Origin of the sequence: Methylobacterium sp. 275MFSha3.1, from assembly GCF_900108435.1 — a bacterium.
Lineage (GTDB): Bacteria > Pseudomonadota > Alphaproteobacteria > Rhizobiales > Beijerinckiaceae > Methylobacterium.
This window is the reverse complement of the sequence record NZ_FNWP01000025.1, coordinates 1-16248: the sequence shown is the minus strand read 5'-3', so window position 1 is coordinate 16248 and position 16248 is coordinate 1. Positions and strand designations below refer to the sequence as shown.

Annotated in this window: 12 protein-coding genes, 1 tRNA gene and 1 pseudogene; 6 read left to right on the top strand and 8 right to left on the bottom strand. The window is 72.8% G+C overall.

Annotated features, from left to right (window positions below; translation table 11 throughout):
* Positions 1-466 precede the first annotated feature (466 nt).
* On the bottom strand, positions 467-3118 hold the full coding sequence (locus BLW78_RS24680; protein ID WP_091682670.1) for a DNA translocase FtsK: 2652 nt from the start codon (positions 3116-3118) through the stop codon (positions 467-469).
* Between the two features lie 167 nt (positions 3119-3285).
* On the opposite strand from BLW78_RS24680, the gene mtnA reads away from it, so the two are divergent.
* Positions 3286-4389 (top strand): S-methyl-5-thioribose-1-phosphate isomerase, encoded by a 1104-nt coding sequence (gene mtnA / locus BLW78_RS24675; RefSeq protein WP_091682668.1) that lies wholly within the window; start codon positions 3286-3288, stop codon positions 4387-4389.
* A 234-nt stretch (positions 4390-4623) separates the two neighbouring features.
* Positions 4624-5319: a class I SAM-dependent methyltransferase gene (locus BLW78_RS24670; protein ID WP_091682754.1), complete on the top strand. Its 696-nt coding sequence runs from the start codon at positions 4624-4626 to the stop codon at positions 5317-5319.
* Positions 5320-5326: 7 nt separating this feature from the next.
* On the opposite strand, the gene BLW78_RS24665 is transcribed toward BLW78_RS24670, so the two are convergent.
* From BLW78_RS24665 to pth, 3 genes are all read right to left on the bottom strand, one after another.
* Complete coding sequence (locus tag BLW78_RS24665) at positions 5327-6316, bottom strand: MaoC/PaaZ C-terminal domain-containing protein (RefSeq protein ID WP_091682666.1); 990 nt, start codon at positions 6314-6316, stop codon at positions 5327-5329.
* A gap of 150 nt (positions 6317-6466) precedes the next feature.
* Complete coding sequence (gene ychF, locus BLW78_RS24660; RefSeq protein ID WP_020094263.1) at positions 6467-7564, bottom strand: redox-regulated ATPase YchF; 1098 nt, start codon at positions 7562-7564, stop codon at positions 6467-6469.
* Between the two features lie 230 nt (positions 7565-7794).
* Positions 7795-8403, bottom strand: coding sequence for an aminoacyl-tRNA hydrolase (pth, locus tag BLW78_RS24655; RefSeq protein WP_091682753.1), 609 nt, complete (start codon positions 8401-8403; stop codon positions 7795-7797).
* A gap of 295 nt (positions 8404-8698) precedes the next feature.
* Between pth and BLW78_RS24650 the strand changes: the two genes are divergently transcribed.
* Entirely contained in the window at positions 8699-8929 is a 231-nt protein-coding gene (locus BLW78_RS24650) for a hypothetical protein (protein ID WP_020094261.1), read from the top strand.
* 14 nt (positions 8930-8943) lie between these two features.
* Here the strand turns inward: BLW78_RS24650 and BLW78_RS24645 are convergent, their stop codons facing one another.
* The gene (locus BLW78_RS24645; protein WP_170855231.1) at positions 8944-11133 is read right to left on the bottom strand and encodes an FUSC family protein; all 2190 of its coding nucleotides are present in this window, start codon (positions 11131-11133) and stop codon (positions 8944-8946) included.
* Between the two features lie 235 nt (positions 11134-11368).
* Here BLW78_RS24645 and BLW78_RS24640 point away from each other — a divergent pair.
* Positions 11369-11445 (top strand) — tRNA-Arg (locus BLW78_RS24640).
* A 30-nt stretch (positions 11446-11475) separates the two neighbouring features.
* On the opposite strand, the gene BLW78_RS24635 is transcribed toward BLW78_RS24640, so the two are convergent.
* Positions 11476-12195 (bottom strand): helix-turn-helix transcriptional regulator, encoded by a 720-nt coding sequence (locus BLW78_RS24635; RefSeq protein WP_091682662.1) that lies wholly within the window; start codon positions 12193-12195, stop codon positions 11476-11478.
* A gap of 96 nt (positions 12196-12291) precedes the next feature.
* Here BLW78_RS24635 and BLW78_RS24630 point away from each other — a divergent pair, with 96 nt between their 5' ends.
* Positions 12292-12900: a glutathione S-transferase family protein gene (locus BLW78_RS24630; RefSeq protein ID WP_091682660.1), complete on the top strand. Its 609-nt coding sequence runs from the start codon at positions 12292-12294 to the stop codon at positions 12898-12900.
* Between the two features lie 705 nt (positions 12901-13605).
* Here the strand turns inward: BLW78_RS24630 and BLW78_RS24625 are convergent.
* Entirely contained in the window at positions 13606-13767 is a 162-nt protein-coding gene (locus BLW78_RS24625) for a YqaE/Pmp3 family membrane protein (RefSeq protein ID WP_020096541.1), read from the bottom strand.
* Positions 13768-13851: 84 nt separating this feature from the next.
* Positions 13852-15372 (bottom strand): glucosamine inositolphosphorylceramide transferase family protein, encoded by a 1521-nt coding sequence (locus tag BLW78_RS24620; protein ID WP_020096540.1) that lies wholly within the window; start codon positions 15370-15372, stop codon positions 13852-13854.
* Positions 15373-15875: 503 nt separating this feature from the next.
* On the opposite strand from BLW78_RS24620, the pseudogene BLW78_RS24615 reads away from it, so the two are divergent.
* Positions 15876-16248: pseudogene (locus tag BLW78_RS24615) on the top strand (porin family protein); the annotation flags it as partial.

Genomic DNA, 16248 nt, shown 5'->3' with positions numbered 1-16248 from the left:
CGAGCAACGTGACTACAAGCAGCACCGGACACCGTGCCCGGCGCCCTCAGAGCGAGCCCGTTTCCAGGCCTCGCACGCGCGTAACGTGCGGGCGAAGGGCCGGTTCCGCGTCGCGCGAAATTTTTCGGGTTGGGCGGGGGCTGGCCGAATACGGTGATCCGATCCGCGCGGCCTCTCCCGCTGAGCTGCCGGCTGCACGCGCTCGCGGTCTCTCCGTCCCTGAGATCGAGAGCGCGGGTCCCCTCTCCCGTGCGGGAGAGGGTGGGGGTGAGGGACGCGAAGCTTCAGAAGACGGCGCGCCCCGTCCGCGCGTCAAACGCGTGCCCTGTCCGGAGACTTCCCATGCCTCACCCCAACACTCTCCCGCTCGGGAGAGGGGGCGCGTCGTGCTCCGTCGCAGGGCGCACCGCGAACACGCGTCGGCCGCACGAGGGAGGGGGTGCCGCGGACGCGGCAGGCCTCGCTCTCAGCCGACCGCCTCCTCCACGAGGATCTCGCGCTTGCCGGCGTGGTTGGCCGGGCCGACGATGCCCTCGATCTCCATCCGCTCCATGAGCGAGGCGGCGCGGTTGTAGCCGATCTGCAGGCGGCGCTGGATGTAGCTCGTCGACGCCTTCTGATCGCGCAGCACCACCTGCACGGCCTGATCGTAGAGGTCGCCGCCGGCCTCGCCGAAGGAGCCCTGGTCGAACACGGCGCCGTCGAGTTCGAGTTCCGCGGCGCCGGCCTTGCCCTTGCCGCCGCCCTTCTCGGTCGCGCCCTCCTCGTCGTCGGCAGTGACGGCGTCGAGGTAGCTGGGGCGGCCCTGGCGCTTGAGGTGGGCGACCACGCTCTCGACCTCGCTGTCCGAGCAGAACGGCCCGTGCACCCGCGTCGTGCGCCCGCCCCCGGCCATGAACAGCATGTCGCCCTGGCCCAGAAGCTGCTCGGCGCCCATCTCGCCCAGGATCGTGCGGCTGTCGATCTTGCTCGTCACCTGGAAGCTGATCCGGGTCGGGAAGTTCGCCTTGATCGTCCCGGTGATCACGTCCACCGACGGGCGCTGCGTCGCCATGATCAGGTGGATGCCCGCCGCCCGCGCCATCTGCGCCAGGCGCTGGATCGCTCCCTCGATGTCCTTGCCGGCCACCATCATCAGGTCGGCCATCTCGTCGACCACGATCACGATGTACGGCAGCGGCGCCAGGTCCATCGCCTCGTCCTCGTACACCGCCTCGCCGGTGTGGCGGTCGAAGCCGGTCTGCACGGTCCGGGTCAGCACCTCGCCGCGCGCCGCCGCCTCGGCGACCCGGGCGTTGTAGCCGTCGATGTTGCGCACCGCGATCTTGGCCATCTTCTTGTAGCGCTCTTCCATCTCGCGCACGGCCCACTTGAGGGCGATGACCGCCTTCTTGGGGTCGGTGACGACCGGGGAGAGCAGGTGCGGGATGCCGTCGTAGACCGACAGCTCCAGCATCTTCGGATCGACCATGATCAGGCGGCACTCCTCGGGGTTCAGCCGGTAGAGGAGCGACAGGATCATGGTGTTGATCGCCACCGACTTGCCCGAGCCGGTCGTGCCGGCGACCAGGAGGTGCGGCATGCGCGCGAGGTCGGCGATGATCGGCTCGCCGCCGATGTTCTTGCCCAGGCACAGCGCCAGCTTGTGCTTGCTCTCGGCGAAGTCCGTCGAGGCCAGGAGCTCGCGCAGGTAGACCGTCTCGCGCTTGGCGTTCGGCAGCTCGATGCCGATGGCGTTCCGCCCGGGCACGACGGCGACGCGGGCCGAGACCGCCGACATCGACCGGGCGATGTCGTCGGCGAGCGCGATCACGCGGCTGGACTTGGTGCCGGGCGCGGGCTCGAGCTCGTAGAGGGTGACGACCGGGCCCGGCCGCACCGCCAGGATGTCGCCGCGCACGCCGAAATCGCCGAGGGTCGCCTCCAGCAGCGTGGCGTTCTGCTCCAGCGCGTCCGCCGAGATCAGGCTCGCCTGGGACGGGCCGCGGGGTGCCGCCAGCAGGTCGAGGGCGGGCAGGGCGTAATCCTCGGGACGGACGGGCGGCGCGGGCGCGCGCCGTGCCGGCACGGGCGCTGCGGGCGGAGGTGCGACGCGGGACGCGGTCGGCTCCGCCCGCGGCGGGACCGGGCGCTGCGGCGCCTCGAAAGCCTCCGGATCGTCCTCCGCGTCGGCCGGCGGCGCGGCGCGGCGGCCCGGCGCCGCGGGGGCGTCCTCGGACGCGTCGAAGACGGGCTCGCGCCGGCTCGCGCCGGCCTGCCGGCCTTCGGGCAGGTGCTCGGCCCAGGGGAGATCGGCGTCCGTGAAGGCGCGGCGGGCCGCGAGGGCGGGCGACGCGCCGTCGATCGGCTCGGCCCGGCCGGCACGCCACGCGGCGATCCGGTCGGCCGCGGCGCCGCGCAGGCCCATCAGCCCCTGCGCCAGGGCGCCGACACCCACGAGGCCGAGGCTCGGCTCGTCGGAATCCTCGCGCTCGTCGCGGCCCGAATCCCGGCCCCGCGCCGGCGCGCGCCGGACGGGGTAGGGATCGTCGTGCAGGCTGTCCTCCTCGACGGCGCCGAACCGGCAGGCGCCGGTCAGGCTTAGGATCGCCACGGCGGCGTAGCCGAAGCCGACGAGGTGGGCCGCCGCCGACGAGACCGCGCCGACGATCACCCGCGCCATCGACAGCAGGCCGTCGCCGGCCACGCCGCCGAGGCCGGTGGGCAGGGGCCAGCGGGTCGTCGGCGGGAGCGCGCTCGCCACCGCGCTCGCGGCGCAGAAGCCGATGATCCAGAGGGCGATGCGCAGCCCGCCCTCGGGCAGGTTGCGCTCCCGCATCAGCCGGATGCCCCAGAGCACCGGCGGCAGCACGAAGGCCAGGGAACCCAGGCCGAGGATCTGCATGGCGAGGTCGGCCACGACGGCGCCCGGCTGGCCGAGGACGTTGTGGGCGGCGTGGTCGGTGGCGTGGTTGAGGCTCGGGTCGTCGATCGACCACGTGGCCAGAGCCACGGTCAGCGCGACCGCGCCGGTGAACAGCACGAAGCCGCCGAGCTCCGTCAGGCGCTTGCCCAGGAAGGGGCGAACGCTGTCGACGAAAGTCTCGTAGGGCGATGCGGGACGGCGAAGCGAGCGCATGCGGGACCGGACGCAGGACGGGGACTTACCCCCGAGGCTAGGCACGACCCCCTTAACGACCTGCTAAGGTTGAGGAAGGCTCACCGGCGCCCGGCCGCGCATCCCCAGGCTGTCGCCGTCCGCGCCCACGGGTGCAAAATCCGCCCCGCTGTGGCACAGGAGCGGCCATGAACATCGACGGCCAGCCCTACCGCACGATCTTCCCGGACCCGGACGGCCTCAGCGTCCAGGTGATCGACCAGACCCGCCTGCCCTTCGCGTTCGAGGTGAAGCGCCTCGCCACGCTGGAGGACGCCGCGGTGGCGATCCGCACGATGATCGTGCGGGGCGCGCCGCTGATCGGCGTCACGGCCGCCTACGGGCTGGCGCTCGCCATGCGCGCCGACGCGTCCCACGACGGGATCGACCGGGCGGTGGCGACCCTCGCGGCGACGCGGCCGACAGCGATCAACCTGCGCTGGGCACTGGACCGGGTCTCCACCAACCTGCGCCAGGTCGCGCCGGACGAGCGCTTCGCCCGCGCCTTCGCGGAGGCCGGCCGCATCGCCGAGGAGGACGTGGCGAGCTGCCGCTCGATCGGCGCCCACGGCGGCCAGATCATCGCCGACCTCCACGCGGCAAGGGGCGGCGACCGGCCGGTCACGGTCCTGACCCACTGCAATGCCGGCTGGCTGGCGACGGTGGACTGGGGCACGGCTCTCGCGCCGATCTACGCCGCCCACGAGCGGGGCGTGCCGGTCCACGTCCTGGTCGACGAGACCCGGCCGCGCAGCCAGGGCGCCGCGCTCACGGCCTTCGAGCTGAACGGCCACGGCGTGCCGCACACGGTCATCGCCGACAATGCCGGCGGCCACCTCATGCAGCACGGCGGCGTCGATCTCTGCATCGTCGGCTCGGACCGGACCACGGCGAGCGGCGACGTCTGCAACAAGATCGGCACCTACCTGAAGGCGCTGGCGGCCCACGACAACGGCGTGCCTTTCTACGCCGCCCTGCCGTTCTCGACCATCGACTGGACCCTCGACGACGGGGTGAAGGAGATCCCGATCGAGGAGCGCGACGGGCGCGAGGTCACCCACATGACCGGCCGGCTGCCCGACGGCGGCTTCGCCACGATCGAGGTCGTCTCCCCCGGCAGCCCGGTGGCCAACCCCGCCTTCGACGTAACGCCGTCGCGCCTCGTGACCGGGATCATCACCGAGCGCGGCATCTGCGCGGCGAGCCGCGAGGGCCTGTACGGGCTCTACCCGGAGCGCCGCCGGGCGGCGTGAGGCCGGATTCTCCCGCAGCCGCGGCCGCCCGGCGCAGTATCCGGGTCTTCCCGAACGCGGTGTGACCGAAAAGGCAGCCTCGGGAGCAATTCGCGCCCCGTATCCGCGCGGCCGCTTTCGCGGCTCGACGGTGTTCGGCAGAACGGATGCCGGAGCGTCGTGGGGAAGAACAAATCTCGACAGCGGATGGACTGATCATCCCAGTCCGATCTCGACACCTTCGAGGTGGCCGCGATGGCGAAATTTCATTTCGTCGAGGATTACGAGGCGTACGTCCGCCAACTGATGCGCGACTTGCCCCTGGACGAGGCGATGAGCGTGGCGGTGGGCGGCGACTACGACCGCATCGGCGCGATCGAGTGCGAGATCCTCCAGCATTTCGGGCTCCGGGACGGCCAGTCGGTGGTCGATTTCGGGTGCGGCTCCGGGCGCCTGGCGGTGCATCTCGCCCGCACCGCGAGCGTCGCGTATCTGGGCCTCGACGTCGTCCAGGACCTGCTGGACTACGCGAAGCGCCGCTGTCCCAGGGACTACCGCTTCGCCCGGAACACGGCGCTGTCGCTGCCGGTCGCCGACGGCAGCGTCGACCTCGTCTCGGCCTTCAGCGTGTTCACGCATCTCCTGCACACGGAGTGCTACATCTACCTGGAGGAGATGCACCGCGCCCTCAGGCCCGGGGGCCGCGTCGTGGCCTCGTTCCTCGAGTTCAGCATGGCCTCGCACTGGGGCGTCTTCACCAAGACGGTCGGCGAGCAGCGCACCAGCACGGTGCCGCACCTCAACACGTTCATCGAGCGCAGCGTCTGGCAGACCTGGGCTGACCATATCGGCTTCGACAGCGTGACGTTCCTCGACGGCACGGCGGCGCCGTGGCCGTCGGGCGTGTATCTGGGTCAGTCCCTCGCGGTGCTCGGCAAGGCGCCGGCCTGAGGCCCGCTCACGGCTCCCACTGGTGGAAGACCGCGCTGTCGAAGGCGAAGACCGCCTCGCCGCGCTGGTTCACCCCGGTGTTGCGCGCGAAGGCCAAGCCCCAGCCCGGCCGCGACGCCGAGGCACGCTTGTCGGTGAGCTTGGCGCTGAACCGGACCGTGTCGCCCGCGTAGACCGGCTTCAGCCAGCGCAGGTTCTTGAACCCGGGGGAGGGGCCCGCCTCCGGGACCGGCCCGCGGGTGGCCGTGTAGGCGGCGTCCCGGGCGCGGGTCGTGAGCATCCGGTTCATGTAGGCGGCGGTCGTGTGCCAGCCGGAGGCGCAGAGGCCGCCGAAATGGCTGCGCTTGGCCGCGTCGTGGTCGAGGTGGAAGGCCTGCGGGTCGTAGGCCCGCGCGAAGGCCACGATCGCCTCGGCGCTGAACGGGTAGGCGCCGAGCTCCCGCACGGCGCCGATCTCGGCGTCCCGCAGGAACGGCAGGATCTCGGCATCCTCCGGCTCGGTGACCGGCCCCGGCACGCCGGTCTCCACGGGACGCGGGGGCAGGGGATCGGTGCCGCGGCGGGCCAGCATGAAGGTGAAGCGCTGGGTCAGGACCGTCTCGCCGCGCTGGTTGGCGAGGGCGACCTCGGCGGTCAGGAAGCCGAGGCCCGGCTTCGAGGCCGAGTCGCGCAGGCCCGCGACCCGGAAGGTCAGCGTCAGCGCGTCCCCCGGCAGGACCGGCGCGAGCCACCGCAGCTCGTCGATGCCGGGCGCGCCCAGCGACGAGCCGCCCCGGAACGGCCCCTGCTGGAGCACGCGCATGCCCAGGGCCGCCGTGTGCCAGCCCGAGCCGATCAGCCGGCCCGCGAAGGTCGTCTCCGCCGCCGCCTCGTCGAGGTGAAAGGGCTGAAAGTCGAAATCCTTCGCGAAGCCCACGATGGCGTCGCGGGTCACCGTCAGCGGCTCCCCGACGATCACGTCGCCGACGGAGAAGTCTTCCAGGGCGGGATCGGGCATGGCGGGCTCGTCACGTTGATCAGTGGGGCAGGCGATCGGGATCGCCGTCTTTGCGAGCGGAGCGAAGCGATCCAGGCGGCGCCGCGCTCACCGGGGTCGCGCTGCCCCGGGTCGCGTCGCTGCGCGCGCGATGACGGGGTGAGGCCGACCTCAGTTGGCGAAGCGGAAGTGCAGCACGTCGCCGTCCTGCACCACGTAATCCTTGCCCTCCAGCCGGAGCTTGCCGGCGTCCCGGGCCCCGGCCTCGCCGTTGAGCGCCGTGTAGTCCTTGAACGCGATGGTCTCGGCCCGGATGAAGCCCTTCTCGAAATCCGAGTGGATCACCCCGGCCGCGCCCGGCGCTCGGGTGCCCTTGGTGATCGTCCAGGCGCGGGCCTCCTTGGGGCCGACCGTGAAGTAGGTGACGAGGCCGAGCAGGTCGTAGCCGGCGCGGATCACCCGGTTCAGGCCCGGCTCGGCGAGGCCCACCGCCTCCAGGAACTCGGCCTGGTCGGCCTCCGGCATCACGGCGATCTCGCTCTCGATCTTGGCCGAGACCACCACCGCCACGGCGCCCTCCGCCTTGGCGCGGGCGAAGACCGCGTCCGAGTAGGCGTTGCCCTTGTCGGCGTCGCCCTCGTCGACGTTGCAGACGTAGAGGACGGGCTTGGCCGTCATCAGGCCGAGCGACTGGAACAGCTTCTCCTCGTCGGGCTTGCGCTCCACGAGGCGGGCGGGCTTGCCGTCGCGCAGCAGCGGCAGGGCGCGGTTGACGAGGTCGAGGGTCTCCTTGGCCTCCTTGTCGGCGCCCTTGGCCTTCTTCTCCAGCGCCTGGGCGCGGCGCTCCAGGCTGTCGAGGTCGGCGAGCATCAGCTCGGTCTCGATGGTCTCGATGTCGGCGGCCGGATCGACCTTGCCCTCCACGTGGGTGACGTCGCCGTCCGTGAAGCAGCGGACCACGTGGGCGATGGCGTCGACCTCGCGGATATTGGCCAGGAACTGGTTGCCCAGGCCCTCGCCCTTGGAGGCGCCGCGCACGAGGCCGGCGATGTCCACGAAGGTCAGCCGCGTCGGGATGATCTCCTTCGAGGAGGCGATCCGGGCGAGGTCATTCAGCCGCGGATCCGGCACCGCCACCTCGCCGACATTCGGCTCGATGGTGCAGAACGGGTAGTTCGCCGCCTGGGCGGCCGCCGTCTGCGTCAGCGCGTTGAAGAGGGTCGACTTGCCGACGTTCGGCAGGCCGACGATGCCGCATTTGAAGCCCATGGGTCAGTTCCGTCGCAGCGCGTCGTCGGGCGACGCGCGGAATGGGTTGATGAGAATCGGGCCCGCGAACACGACGCCGCGCGCCCCGTCCTCGGTCGAGCGCGCGCGACACCGACGCGCCGGGCCGCGGCGGCCGGGAGGCAATCGAACCGCCGACAGCCGGGCGCGACGCGCACCGCCTTCATCGGACCCTCTCGCCCGCCCCGATATCCCGTCCCCGTGTGGGCGTGTCAATTTCTGGCGCCCAGCGTCTTCACGTCGTCCCAGCCGCGGCCGGCCATGGCGAGGTGGACCTTGTTCTGGAAGCTCGCGTCCTCGCCGGCGGCGAGCAGGGCGGCGTGGTCGGCCACCGCCCGGCAGAGATCCTCGACCCAGGGCAGCTCGGCCTTGCCGAAATCGTTGAGCACGTAGGCATGGACCAGCGCCTTGTCGCCGGGATGGCCGATGCCGAGCCGCACCCGGCGGTAATCGTTGCCGCACTGCGCGGTGATCGAGCGCAGGCCGTTATGGCCGGCATTGCCGCCGCCGAGCTTCACCCGGAGCTTGGCGGGCGCGAGGTCGAGCTCGTCGTGCAGCACGATCACGTCGGCCAGCGGGATCTTGTAGAAGCGCTGCGCCTCCGAGACCGCGCGGCCGGACTCGTTCATGAAGGTCGAGGGCTTCAGCAGGATCGCCCGCTCGGTGCCCAGCACCACCTCGGCGGCCTCGCCCTGGAACCGGTGGCGGAACGGGCTCGCCCGGTGCTGTCGGGCGATCGCGTCGACGGCGAGGAAGCCGATATTGTGGCGGTTGCCCGCGTAGCGCGCGCCCGGGTTTCCGAGGCCGACGATCAGCCGCATGGTCTGCATCCCTCTCAGGCCGCGGTCTGTGCCACGCTTCGGCGCGGGACGCATCCCCGGCCGTGCCTGGACCCGTCGCGCGCCTTCCGGCCCGCGCCGCGTCTCCCCGTGCGCCAGCGCACGGCGGCGGTCGAACCCGGGGCAGAGTATCTCCGTTGAGAGGTCACATTCGGCCAAGCAAAGCCGGAGCGATCAAGACCGCCGCCCAGCGCATCGCGACGACGATCTTCCTCACTCGACACGGTTGACCGGATGACTTCCCGCTGAAGTCATACGAAGACACTCGGAGATCATCATGACCGTTCGCATGCTCGCCGCCGCCGCCCTGGTCGCCGCGGTCGCCACGCCCGCCCTCGCGCAGGGCCTGGACTCGAAGCACTCGCCCTACCCGGCCTCGGCCTATTCGGGCTGGGTCGGCAACGCTCCCGTCCTGTACCGGGACGCCGCCGGCCCGGCCCGGCCGGCCGCCTACCGCTACAGCGGCCCGCATGCCGGCGGCCCGGCCAACGCCCTGCCGCGGTTCTGACGGGGGGCCGTCCGTCAGGACGGCAGGACGGGCTGACCGGCCCGCGCCGCGGTCCCGTCGCTCGAAGCCGGGGCCCCGCCATCGACCCCCGTCGCGGCCCGGATCTCCCCGGGCCGCAGGGTCCCGACCAGAAGATCGACCTGACTGACGAGGCGCACGAGCGACTGTCCGCGATCCAGCGCCGGCCGCTCGGGCACGGGCCTGTCGGCGCCCAGGGCCGCCAGCGTCGCGGTGATCCAGGCCCGCCACGGCTCCGCCTCCGGGGCGGCCGCCTCCGGGGCGTGCCGCAGGACGATCAGCCGGGCGCTGATCCGGCGCAGGGTCGCGTCGGCCACCAGGGCGGATTCCACCTCCGGGTGGCTGCCGGCCCGGGGCTGCTGCAGGGCGCGGGAGAGCACCGCCTCCAGATCGTTGAGGGCGAGGCCGGCCTCGCGGCTCTGCGCCGCGATCGCGGCCTCGCGACCCTCGCCGGGCGGCGCGCGGAGCACCGCCTCGGCGAGCCCGGCCTGGGCCTTCAGCGCCCGGCGCAGCTCCTGCCGGACCTGATCGGGCTCCCAGATCGGCCAGAGCACGAGGCAGCTCGCCACCGCGATCACGCCGCCCAGCACCGTGAAGCCGCCCCGCATGGCGACGATCTCCCAGGAGCTGTGGCCAGGCTCCAGCAACTCGACGAGCAGCACCACGAGGGGCGTCAGGCAGGTGACGAAGAACCCGTACGAGATCTGGCGCGCCGCGAAGCCGACGATGCTGAGCACGAGGATGAGCCCGGCCTCCGCCAGCGGGCTCGTGGCGTAGTAGGCGAGCACGGCCCCCACGAGGCCGCCCAGCACCGTGCCGCCGATCCGCTCCAGGGCCCGCTGCCACGTCGCCGCGTAGAAGGGCTGCATGGTGAGCACCACGGTCATCACCAGCCAGTGCGTGAAGGCGCCCGCGTAGGTCAGGGTGGCGGCGAGCGCCGGCGCCGCGACCGCGCTCGCCCGCAGGGCGTGCCGCAGGTTGGGCGAGGCCAGGGTGAAGTTCTGCGCCAGCGGCCCGACGTAGCGGGTCCAGCGGTCGAGGCTGCCGCCCTCCGTGATCGTGCCGCCGGGCCGGTAGCCCTCCGGCGTCGACAGCTTGGCGCCGAGCCGCACGCGCCCGGCGATCCGGTCGGCGAGGCGGGCCAGGGTCGGGTCCTCCGACAGGCCGTCGGCCACCCGGGCGATGGAGTGCTCCAGGCGGCCGAGGTCGAGGTTGACGTCGTCGCGGATCGCCCGGGCGATGGTCACCAGCAGGGGGCGCAGGCGCCGCAGGAAGACCTTGGCGAGCGCCCGGCGGCGCGCGTCGGGCCGGCTGTCGATCAACTCGCCCACGGCGATCAGCGCGGCGAAGATCTGCTCGGCGCTCTCCAGGCGCAGCAGGGCCTGGGCGGTGCGGTCCGAGACCCGCTCGCGGGAGCGGGCGAGATCGAGGATCATGGTCCGCGCGGTCTCGATGCTCGCCCGCACGCCGCGGCGGTGGCCCCGCGCGTGGCCGTCGAAGGCGGCCGTGTCGGGCTCCGGCAGGGCGACGAGCCGCTCGAGGTCGCCGCAGAGCCGGGCGAGGTTGTGCCAGACCTCCGCCACCGCCCGGTGGGCCGGTCGGTACGGGTGCAGCCGCCAGATGACCAGGGCCAGGAAGGTCGCCCAGAGACCGCCGGCCGCGAACATCGCCGCGGTGACGGCCGCCTGCGCGACGTCGAGCGGCCGGTCGAGGGCGATGCACAGCACCACCACGAGCACGTTGCCGGCCGACTGGGCCTGCACGCTCCAGACGCGCGCGTACGAGCAGGCGAAGATCAGCGCGCAGGCGACCGGGACGACCACCGGCAGGCCGAGGGGCTGGATCAGGCCGAGGCCGGCCCAGAGCAGGCCGCCGAGGAACGAGAAGGCGGTGAGGACGCGCAGGCGCGCCCGCATCGGGCCGCCGTTGTCGCAGAAGCAGGCGAGGTTGGCGGCGAGCGCCATGGTCAGCAGCGGCGACCACTGGATCCAGATGTTGAGGAGGATGACGACGCCGAACGCGAAGGCGGCGCGCACGCCCTCCACGAGCCGCACGTTCCGGAGGTCGAGGCCTGTGGGCAGGCGCCGCAGATCGCCGCCCGGCCGGCTCAGGCTGCCCCGGCCGGCGGCGAGGCGGCGGCGCCGGACATGTCCGGGGGGCGAGGCTGTGGGACTCGGCGCGGTCAAGCTCGGTCTCCCGACGGGGGCGCGGCGCCCCGGCATGAACCGCGCTCCGGCCTGACCGGATCCGCGGCGACGCGCAACCCCGGCCCGCTCCCGGCGCCGGATCGCTAAGGCGCGTCCGGCGCATCGCCGCGGGGCAGTCTCTCCATCCTCGGCCCGATCCGGGACGCCGCGCCGGTCCTCGCCCCGCGCGCTTGACCCTCGGGCGAGCCCGTGGCTTCTGGGGCCGCCTGGCCCCGACTCCGTAGCTCAGCTGGATAGAGCAGCCGCCTTCTAAGCGGCAGGTCGTAGGTTCGAGCCCTACCGGGGTCGCCAGGTCATTCCGCGTGGCCCTGTCATCAGGCCCTACGGCGCGGCCGGCGCGGCGGGGTTCGCCGCCTCCTGCCGGTCCGGCAGGCTCCGCTTCCAGCGCGCCCGCAGGACGGCGGGCCGGAGGCCGTGCCGCTCCTCCAGGAACTCGGCGTCCGTGATCCGGTCCGTGCGGAAGTGCCGGAACGCCCCGCGCAGCTCGCACCAGCCGGCCACCATCCGGGCCTGATCGAAGAACCCGACGATCACCGGCCAGATCACGCGCCGGCTCGGATCGCCGCGGACGTCGCGGTACTGGATGCGGATCTTGCGGCCCTCGCGGATCCAGGTCCGCGCGCGGGCGACGTCGATCCCGTCCGCGGCCTGCGCGAACGCCGTCGGCGTGCCGATCGACGGATCGGCGATGAGCGGGCGCAGGCGCTCGGGGACCACGGCGGTGATCTTGGCGATGAGATCGCGCGCCGCCTTGGCGAGGACCGGCTCGCCCCGTCCCGCGACCCACTGCGCGCCGAGGACGGCCGCCTCGATCTCGTCGGGCGTCAGCATCAGCGGCGGCATGTCGAACGCCTCGCCGAGCACGTAGCCGAGCCCGGCCTCGCCCTGGATCGGCACGCGCTGGCCGACGAGGTCGGCGACGTCGCGATAGACCGTGCGGACCGAGACCTCCAGCTCCCGGGCGATCTCGGCGGCCGTCACCGGGCGCGGCGAGCGGCGCAGGATCTGGATGATCTGAAACAGCCTGTCCGCGCGCCGCATCCACCGACTCCTGCTGACAGAATGCTGTCAGCAGGGCGTCCCTACAAGTCCTCCCGCCACGGCCATCCCGCGCGCCGTGCTGACAGGAACCGCGCCATGATCACCCTGTACCACGCCCCGCAATCGCGCTCCTCGCGCATCGTCTGGCTCTTGGAGGAGATGAGGGTTCCCTACACCATCGCGCCGGTCTCGATCTTCCGGCCGATGACGGGCGAGGGCGTGCCGGACGCCGCCAACCCGCATCCCGACAAGCACGTCCCGGCCGTCCTGCACGCGGGCGGTCTGGTCACCGAGTCCCAGGCCATCGTACTCTACCTGGCGGAGACGTTCCCCGAAGCCGGGCTGGCGCCGGCGGTGGGCGCCCCCGAGCGCGGCGCGTACCTGACGTGGATGGCCTGGTACGTCGCCGAGTTCGAGCCCGCGCTGTTCGCCGGCCTGACGGGTGAGCTCGCGGGATCGCCGCAGAAGCGCCGGAACCACGCGGCGGTGGTCGACCGCCTGGAAGCCGCCCTGGCGCGCGGCCCCTACGTGATGGGCGCGCGGTTCTCCGGCGCCGACATCCTGATCGGCAGCGCCCTGGGCTTCGGCCGCGCGGCCTTCCCGGCGAGCGCGGCCCTCGATGCCTATCTGGACCGCTGCCGGGCGCGCCCGGCCGCCCTGCGCGCCGCGGCGAAGGACGGCGCGTCGGGGCCGCAATCTGCCTAGCGCCGACGGGGCGCCGCTCGCGATTCCCGGGTGGCCGGAAGCGGCCCGCGCGCGGCGATTCCGAGCGGCTCCGGCGACCGCAGGTGTTCCGGGACACGCCGGGCCCGAAAGCTTGGGCGTACATCGGAATCACACCGCGAACACAGTCGCGAACCCGATGGAGACGACGATGACCTGGACCAACCGCATCGCCCTGGCCGCAACCCTGATCGCCGGCGCGGTCGCCCTCGTGACCTACGCGCAGGCCCTCAGCCTGCCGGCCCATTTCGCGTGAGCGAGACGGCCCCGGCGGCCGTCTCGCCCACCGTCGCCGCCTGAACGCGCGCCGAACGGTTCCGCGGTGCAGCGTGACTCTTCGCACCGCACGCGCTCGGCCGATCCGGCATCATCGTTGCAGACGAACCGACCGGGTCCGGCTGAGGACCCGCCGCTTGATGAAAGGAGTGCACGACATGGTCCTGAAGGGCTTCTCCTACGCGATGATCGGCGCCTTCCTGGGCGGCCTCGCGATGACGGTGACCGGCTCGGCCGGGGTGCTGATGGGCTTCTGAGCCGCGGCGGCCCTCGGGGCCGCCCGGGCGACGGACTGCCCGAACGGACGGTGTGAGCGGCGGGGCGAGAGCCCCGCCGTTCCCGTATGCGGGGTTCGGACCGCGCGGCGGAGCCGCCGATCCCGGCCGCTCCGCCCCGGTCAGGCCGCCCTGGTCAGGCCGTTTCCTTGCGGGTGACGACGAGCGCCCAGATCGTCGCCGGGATCCATCCGATGATCGTCAGGTGGAGGATGATGCAGAGGATGCCCTGAAACACCTTTCCGCGCAGGAACATGGCGAGCCACGGCGCGAGAAAGCAGATGAGGATCATGATCATGGGGGCAACGGGTCTCCGCGTTCGTGAGCGAACACGGATCGCGGCGGCTGGTTCCGGACGGCCGAGCTTCCGCCGCGGCCCGGCCTAGGCGTCGGACCGCGCGCTCAGATACGCCCTGAGACGCGAGGCCCGACTGGAGCCGTCGATGCACTCGATCCCGCCGCCCGTGTTGAGCGTGTGGAGGCAGCTGCCGGGCCAGGCCGGGCCGGGCTCGATCCGGTCGAGGATGGTCTGGGCGAACCCCTCCGGGTCGAGCCGGTCGATGCGCGCCAGCGACAGGGCGCGTCCGTAACCGTGGGCGCAATCCTGGACCGGCCGGATCAGGACCCCGTCGCGCGCGACGATCCGGCCCGCGGGCCGGGCGAAGGACGGGTCGACCAGCACGGGATTGGCCGGATGCGGCGCGTACGGCCCCCGGAAGTCGGGCGCGGACCAGAGATACAGCGCGTCGTGGTGGCAGCCCGATCCGGGCGGGGCGCCGACGGGCGCGTCCCGGACGGTGGCGAACATCCACCAGCGGCCGCCGTGCTCGAGGAGCGTTGCGTCGCTCGCGACCACGCCGGAGAGGAGCGTCGCCTCTTTCACCCAGCCGCCCGGATAGCGGGTCGCCCGGTAGAGATCGACCGTGCCGGCCGCGGAACTCTCCGGCACCATCCAGACGGAGCCCGCGCGCGCGAACACGAACGGGTAGGAGAGGTGGTGCGGCTCCTCCAGCACCGGGACGGGCGGCCCCTCGGGCCCGTCCGGCCCGAAGCGGACCGCCGAGATGATCGCCTTGCCGGTCGCGTGCGGAAACTCCTCCACGAAGACGTGGGTCGTCCCGTCGACCGCGAGGGGGAACGGGTCGGCGTAGAAGCGCCGCCCGTCGTCGGGCAGCACCTGCCAGCCCTCCGCGGGATGGCGGCCCAGCGCGACGAGGTCCGGCCCGCGGAGGGTCCGCCACCCGGTGCGCCAGTGTGGGGCGTGGTAGCACAGCCTGTACAGGCGGCCGACGAGGCTCCGGGCGACGAGCCGCGCCGGCCGGGACGCCAGGATCCGCGCCGGACGGGCGGGCGCGGCCGCGGCCGCGGCGGGCGTCGCCGCGAAGGCGCGGCCGTCCGACCGGGCCCGCAGGGCGGCGGCGACGAGTGTCGCCGTGCGCGACAGGGCATCCTCGAACGAGACGGCGATGGAACCTCGGTAGTCCGAGCCGAGGCGACCCGCGGCGACGACGGTGCCGCCTTCGAGGAGGTCGAGATGCGGGACCCGGCCGGCGAGCAGGCTCGCGAGCAGGCCGGTCTCGCCGAGGCCGCCGTCGTAGGCCACGCGCCAGACCGGGCAGGAGGCGGCCGCGTCGCCGCACAGGTCGAGCACGAGGTCCGGGGTCCCGGGACGGGTCCAGGCCGCGAGATCGGCGGGCGGCACGGGCCGCGACCCGTTCGGCGCCAGCCGGAAGATCAGGGCTTCCAGGCGGAACAGCAGGTCGGCCTGTGCCGGCCACCCGTCCGGACCGGGCGCGGCGTCGACGCTCACCGCCGCGATACCCGGCAGGCCGGACAGCCGGTCCAGCAGCGCGACGTGCCAGCGCCGCGGGTTCGCGCCGTCGAGGCGAACTCTCACATGCATGGCGCCCCGGTTCCCATCGCGCGGTCGTCGCGACGACGACTGTCGAGTCCATCTATTTTCCCGTTGGTAACAGGAGTCATAACTTCGGATCGAGGCCCGGGACGCGCGGGTGATCGGACCCTCGATCGGGATCCGCGGGATGAAAACCTGTCTCGCGGCGGCGGGGGCGTTCCGGCACCTTGCCGGGTCGCCCAGGCCGGTGTCGGGATCCCGCGGGAGCGATCGGGATCGCCGCCGCGCCGGCCGGCGGCCGACCGGCACCGGGTGTGGCGTGCCCGTCACACCCGGTGCCAACCCGACATGTCGATGCAACCAAAACGCTGCCGCGTTATTGTCGCGCTCACCCGCGTAATGCGCGCTGTATTTCCGCGCTTCGTCGCGTCTTGAAGGATGCTCTACTCTGGCATTTCGGGCCTTCGACAGGCGGTGTGACCTCAAAACTACAGCCATTTCCCCCGGTGATCGGTAGCCACACCGCCAGATCACACATTCGGGGAACCGACATGACCAAGCTCCTGGCCTCGCTGGCCGCCTTCACGTCCCTCACCGCCGCCGCCTCGGCCGCCGACCTGCCGCGCCGCGCCGCCCCGCCGCCGGTGTTCACCCCCGTCCCGGTCTTCACCTGGACCGGCGCCTACTTCGGTATCAACGCCGGCTACGCCTTCGACGCCAGCGACCGCAACACCGGCAACACCTTCGCCGTCCCCTTCCCCTACGCCGCCCCCGGCACCGTCGCCTCCTTCCGCAACCGCAGCCAGGACGGCTTCTCCGGCGGTGGCCAGATCGGCTACAACTGGCAGATCACCCCCGGCTCCGGCCTCGTGATCGGTGTCGAGGCCGACGCCCAGTACCTCGACTTCGGCCGTAACCGGAACA

Coding starts and splice junctions, on each gene's coding strand:
- BLW78_RS24680 (WP_091682670.1), bottom strand. CDS start 3,118: ATGCGCTCGCTTCGCCGTCCCGCATCGCCCTACGAGACTTTCGTCGAC.
- mtnA (WP_091682668.1), top strand. CDS start 3,286: ATGAACATCGACGGCCAGCCCTACCGCACGATCTTCCCGGACCCGGAC.
- BLW78_RS24670 (WP_091682754.1), top strand. CDS start 4,624: ATGGCGAAATTTCATTTCGTCGAGGATTACGAGGCGTACGTCCGCCAA.
- BLW78_RS24665 (WP_091682666.1), bottom strand. CDS start 6,316: ATGCCCGATCCCGCCCTGGAAGACTTCTCCGTCGGCGACGTGATCGTC.
- ychF (WP_020094263.1), bottom strand. CDS start 7,564: ATGGGCTTCAAATGCGGCATCGTCGGCCTGCCGAACGTCGGCAAGTCG.
- pth (WP_091682753.1), bottom strand. CDS start 8,403: ATGCGGCTGATCGTCGGCCTCGGAAACCCGGGCGCGCGCTACGCGGGC.
- BLW78_RS24650 (WP_020094261.1), top strand. CDS start 8,699: ATGACCGTTCGCATGCTCGCCGCCGCCGCCCTGGTCGCCGCGGTCGCC.
- BLW78_RS24635 (WP_091682662.1), bottom strand. CDS start 12,195: ATGCGGCGCGCGGACAGGCTGTTTCAGATCATCCAGATCCTGCGCCGC.
- BLW78_RS24630 (WP_091682660.1), top strand. CDS start 12,292: ATGATCACCCTGTACCACGCCCCGCAATCGCGCTCCTCGCGCATCGTC.
- BLW78_RS24625 (WP_020096541.1), bottom strand. CDS start 13,767: ATGATCATGATCCTCATCTGCTTTCTCGCGCCGTGGCTCGCCATGTTC.
- BLW78_RS24620 (WP_020096540.1), bottom strand. CDS start 15,372: ATGCATGTGAGAGTTCGCCTCGACGGCGCGAACCCGCGGCGCTGGCAC.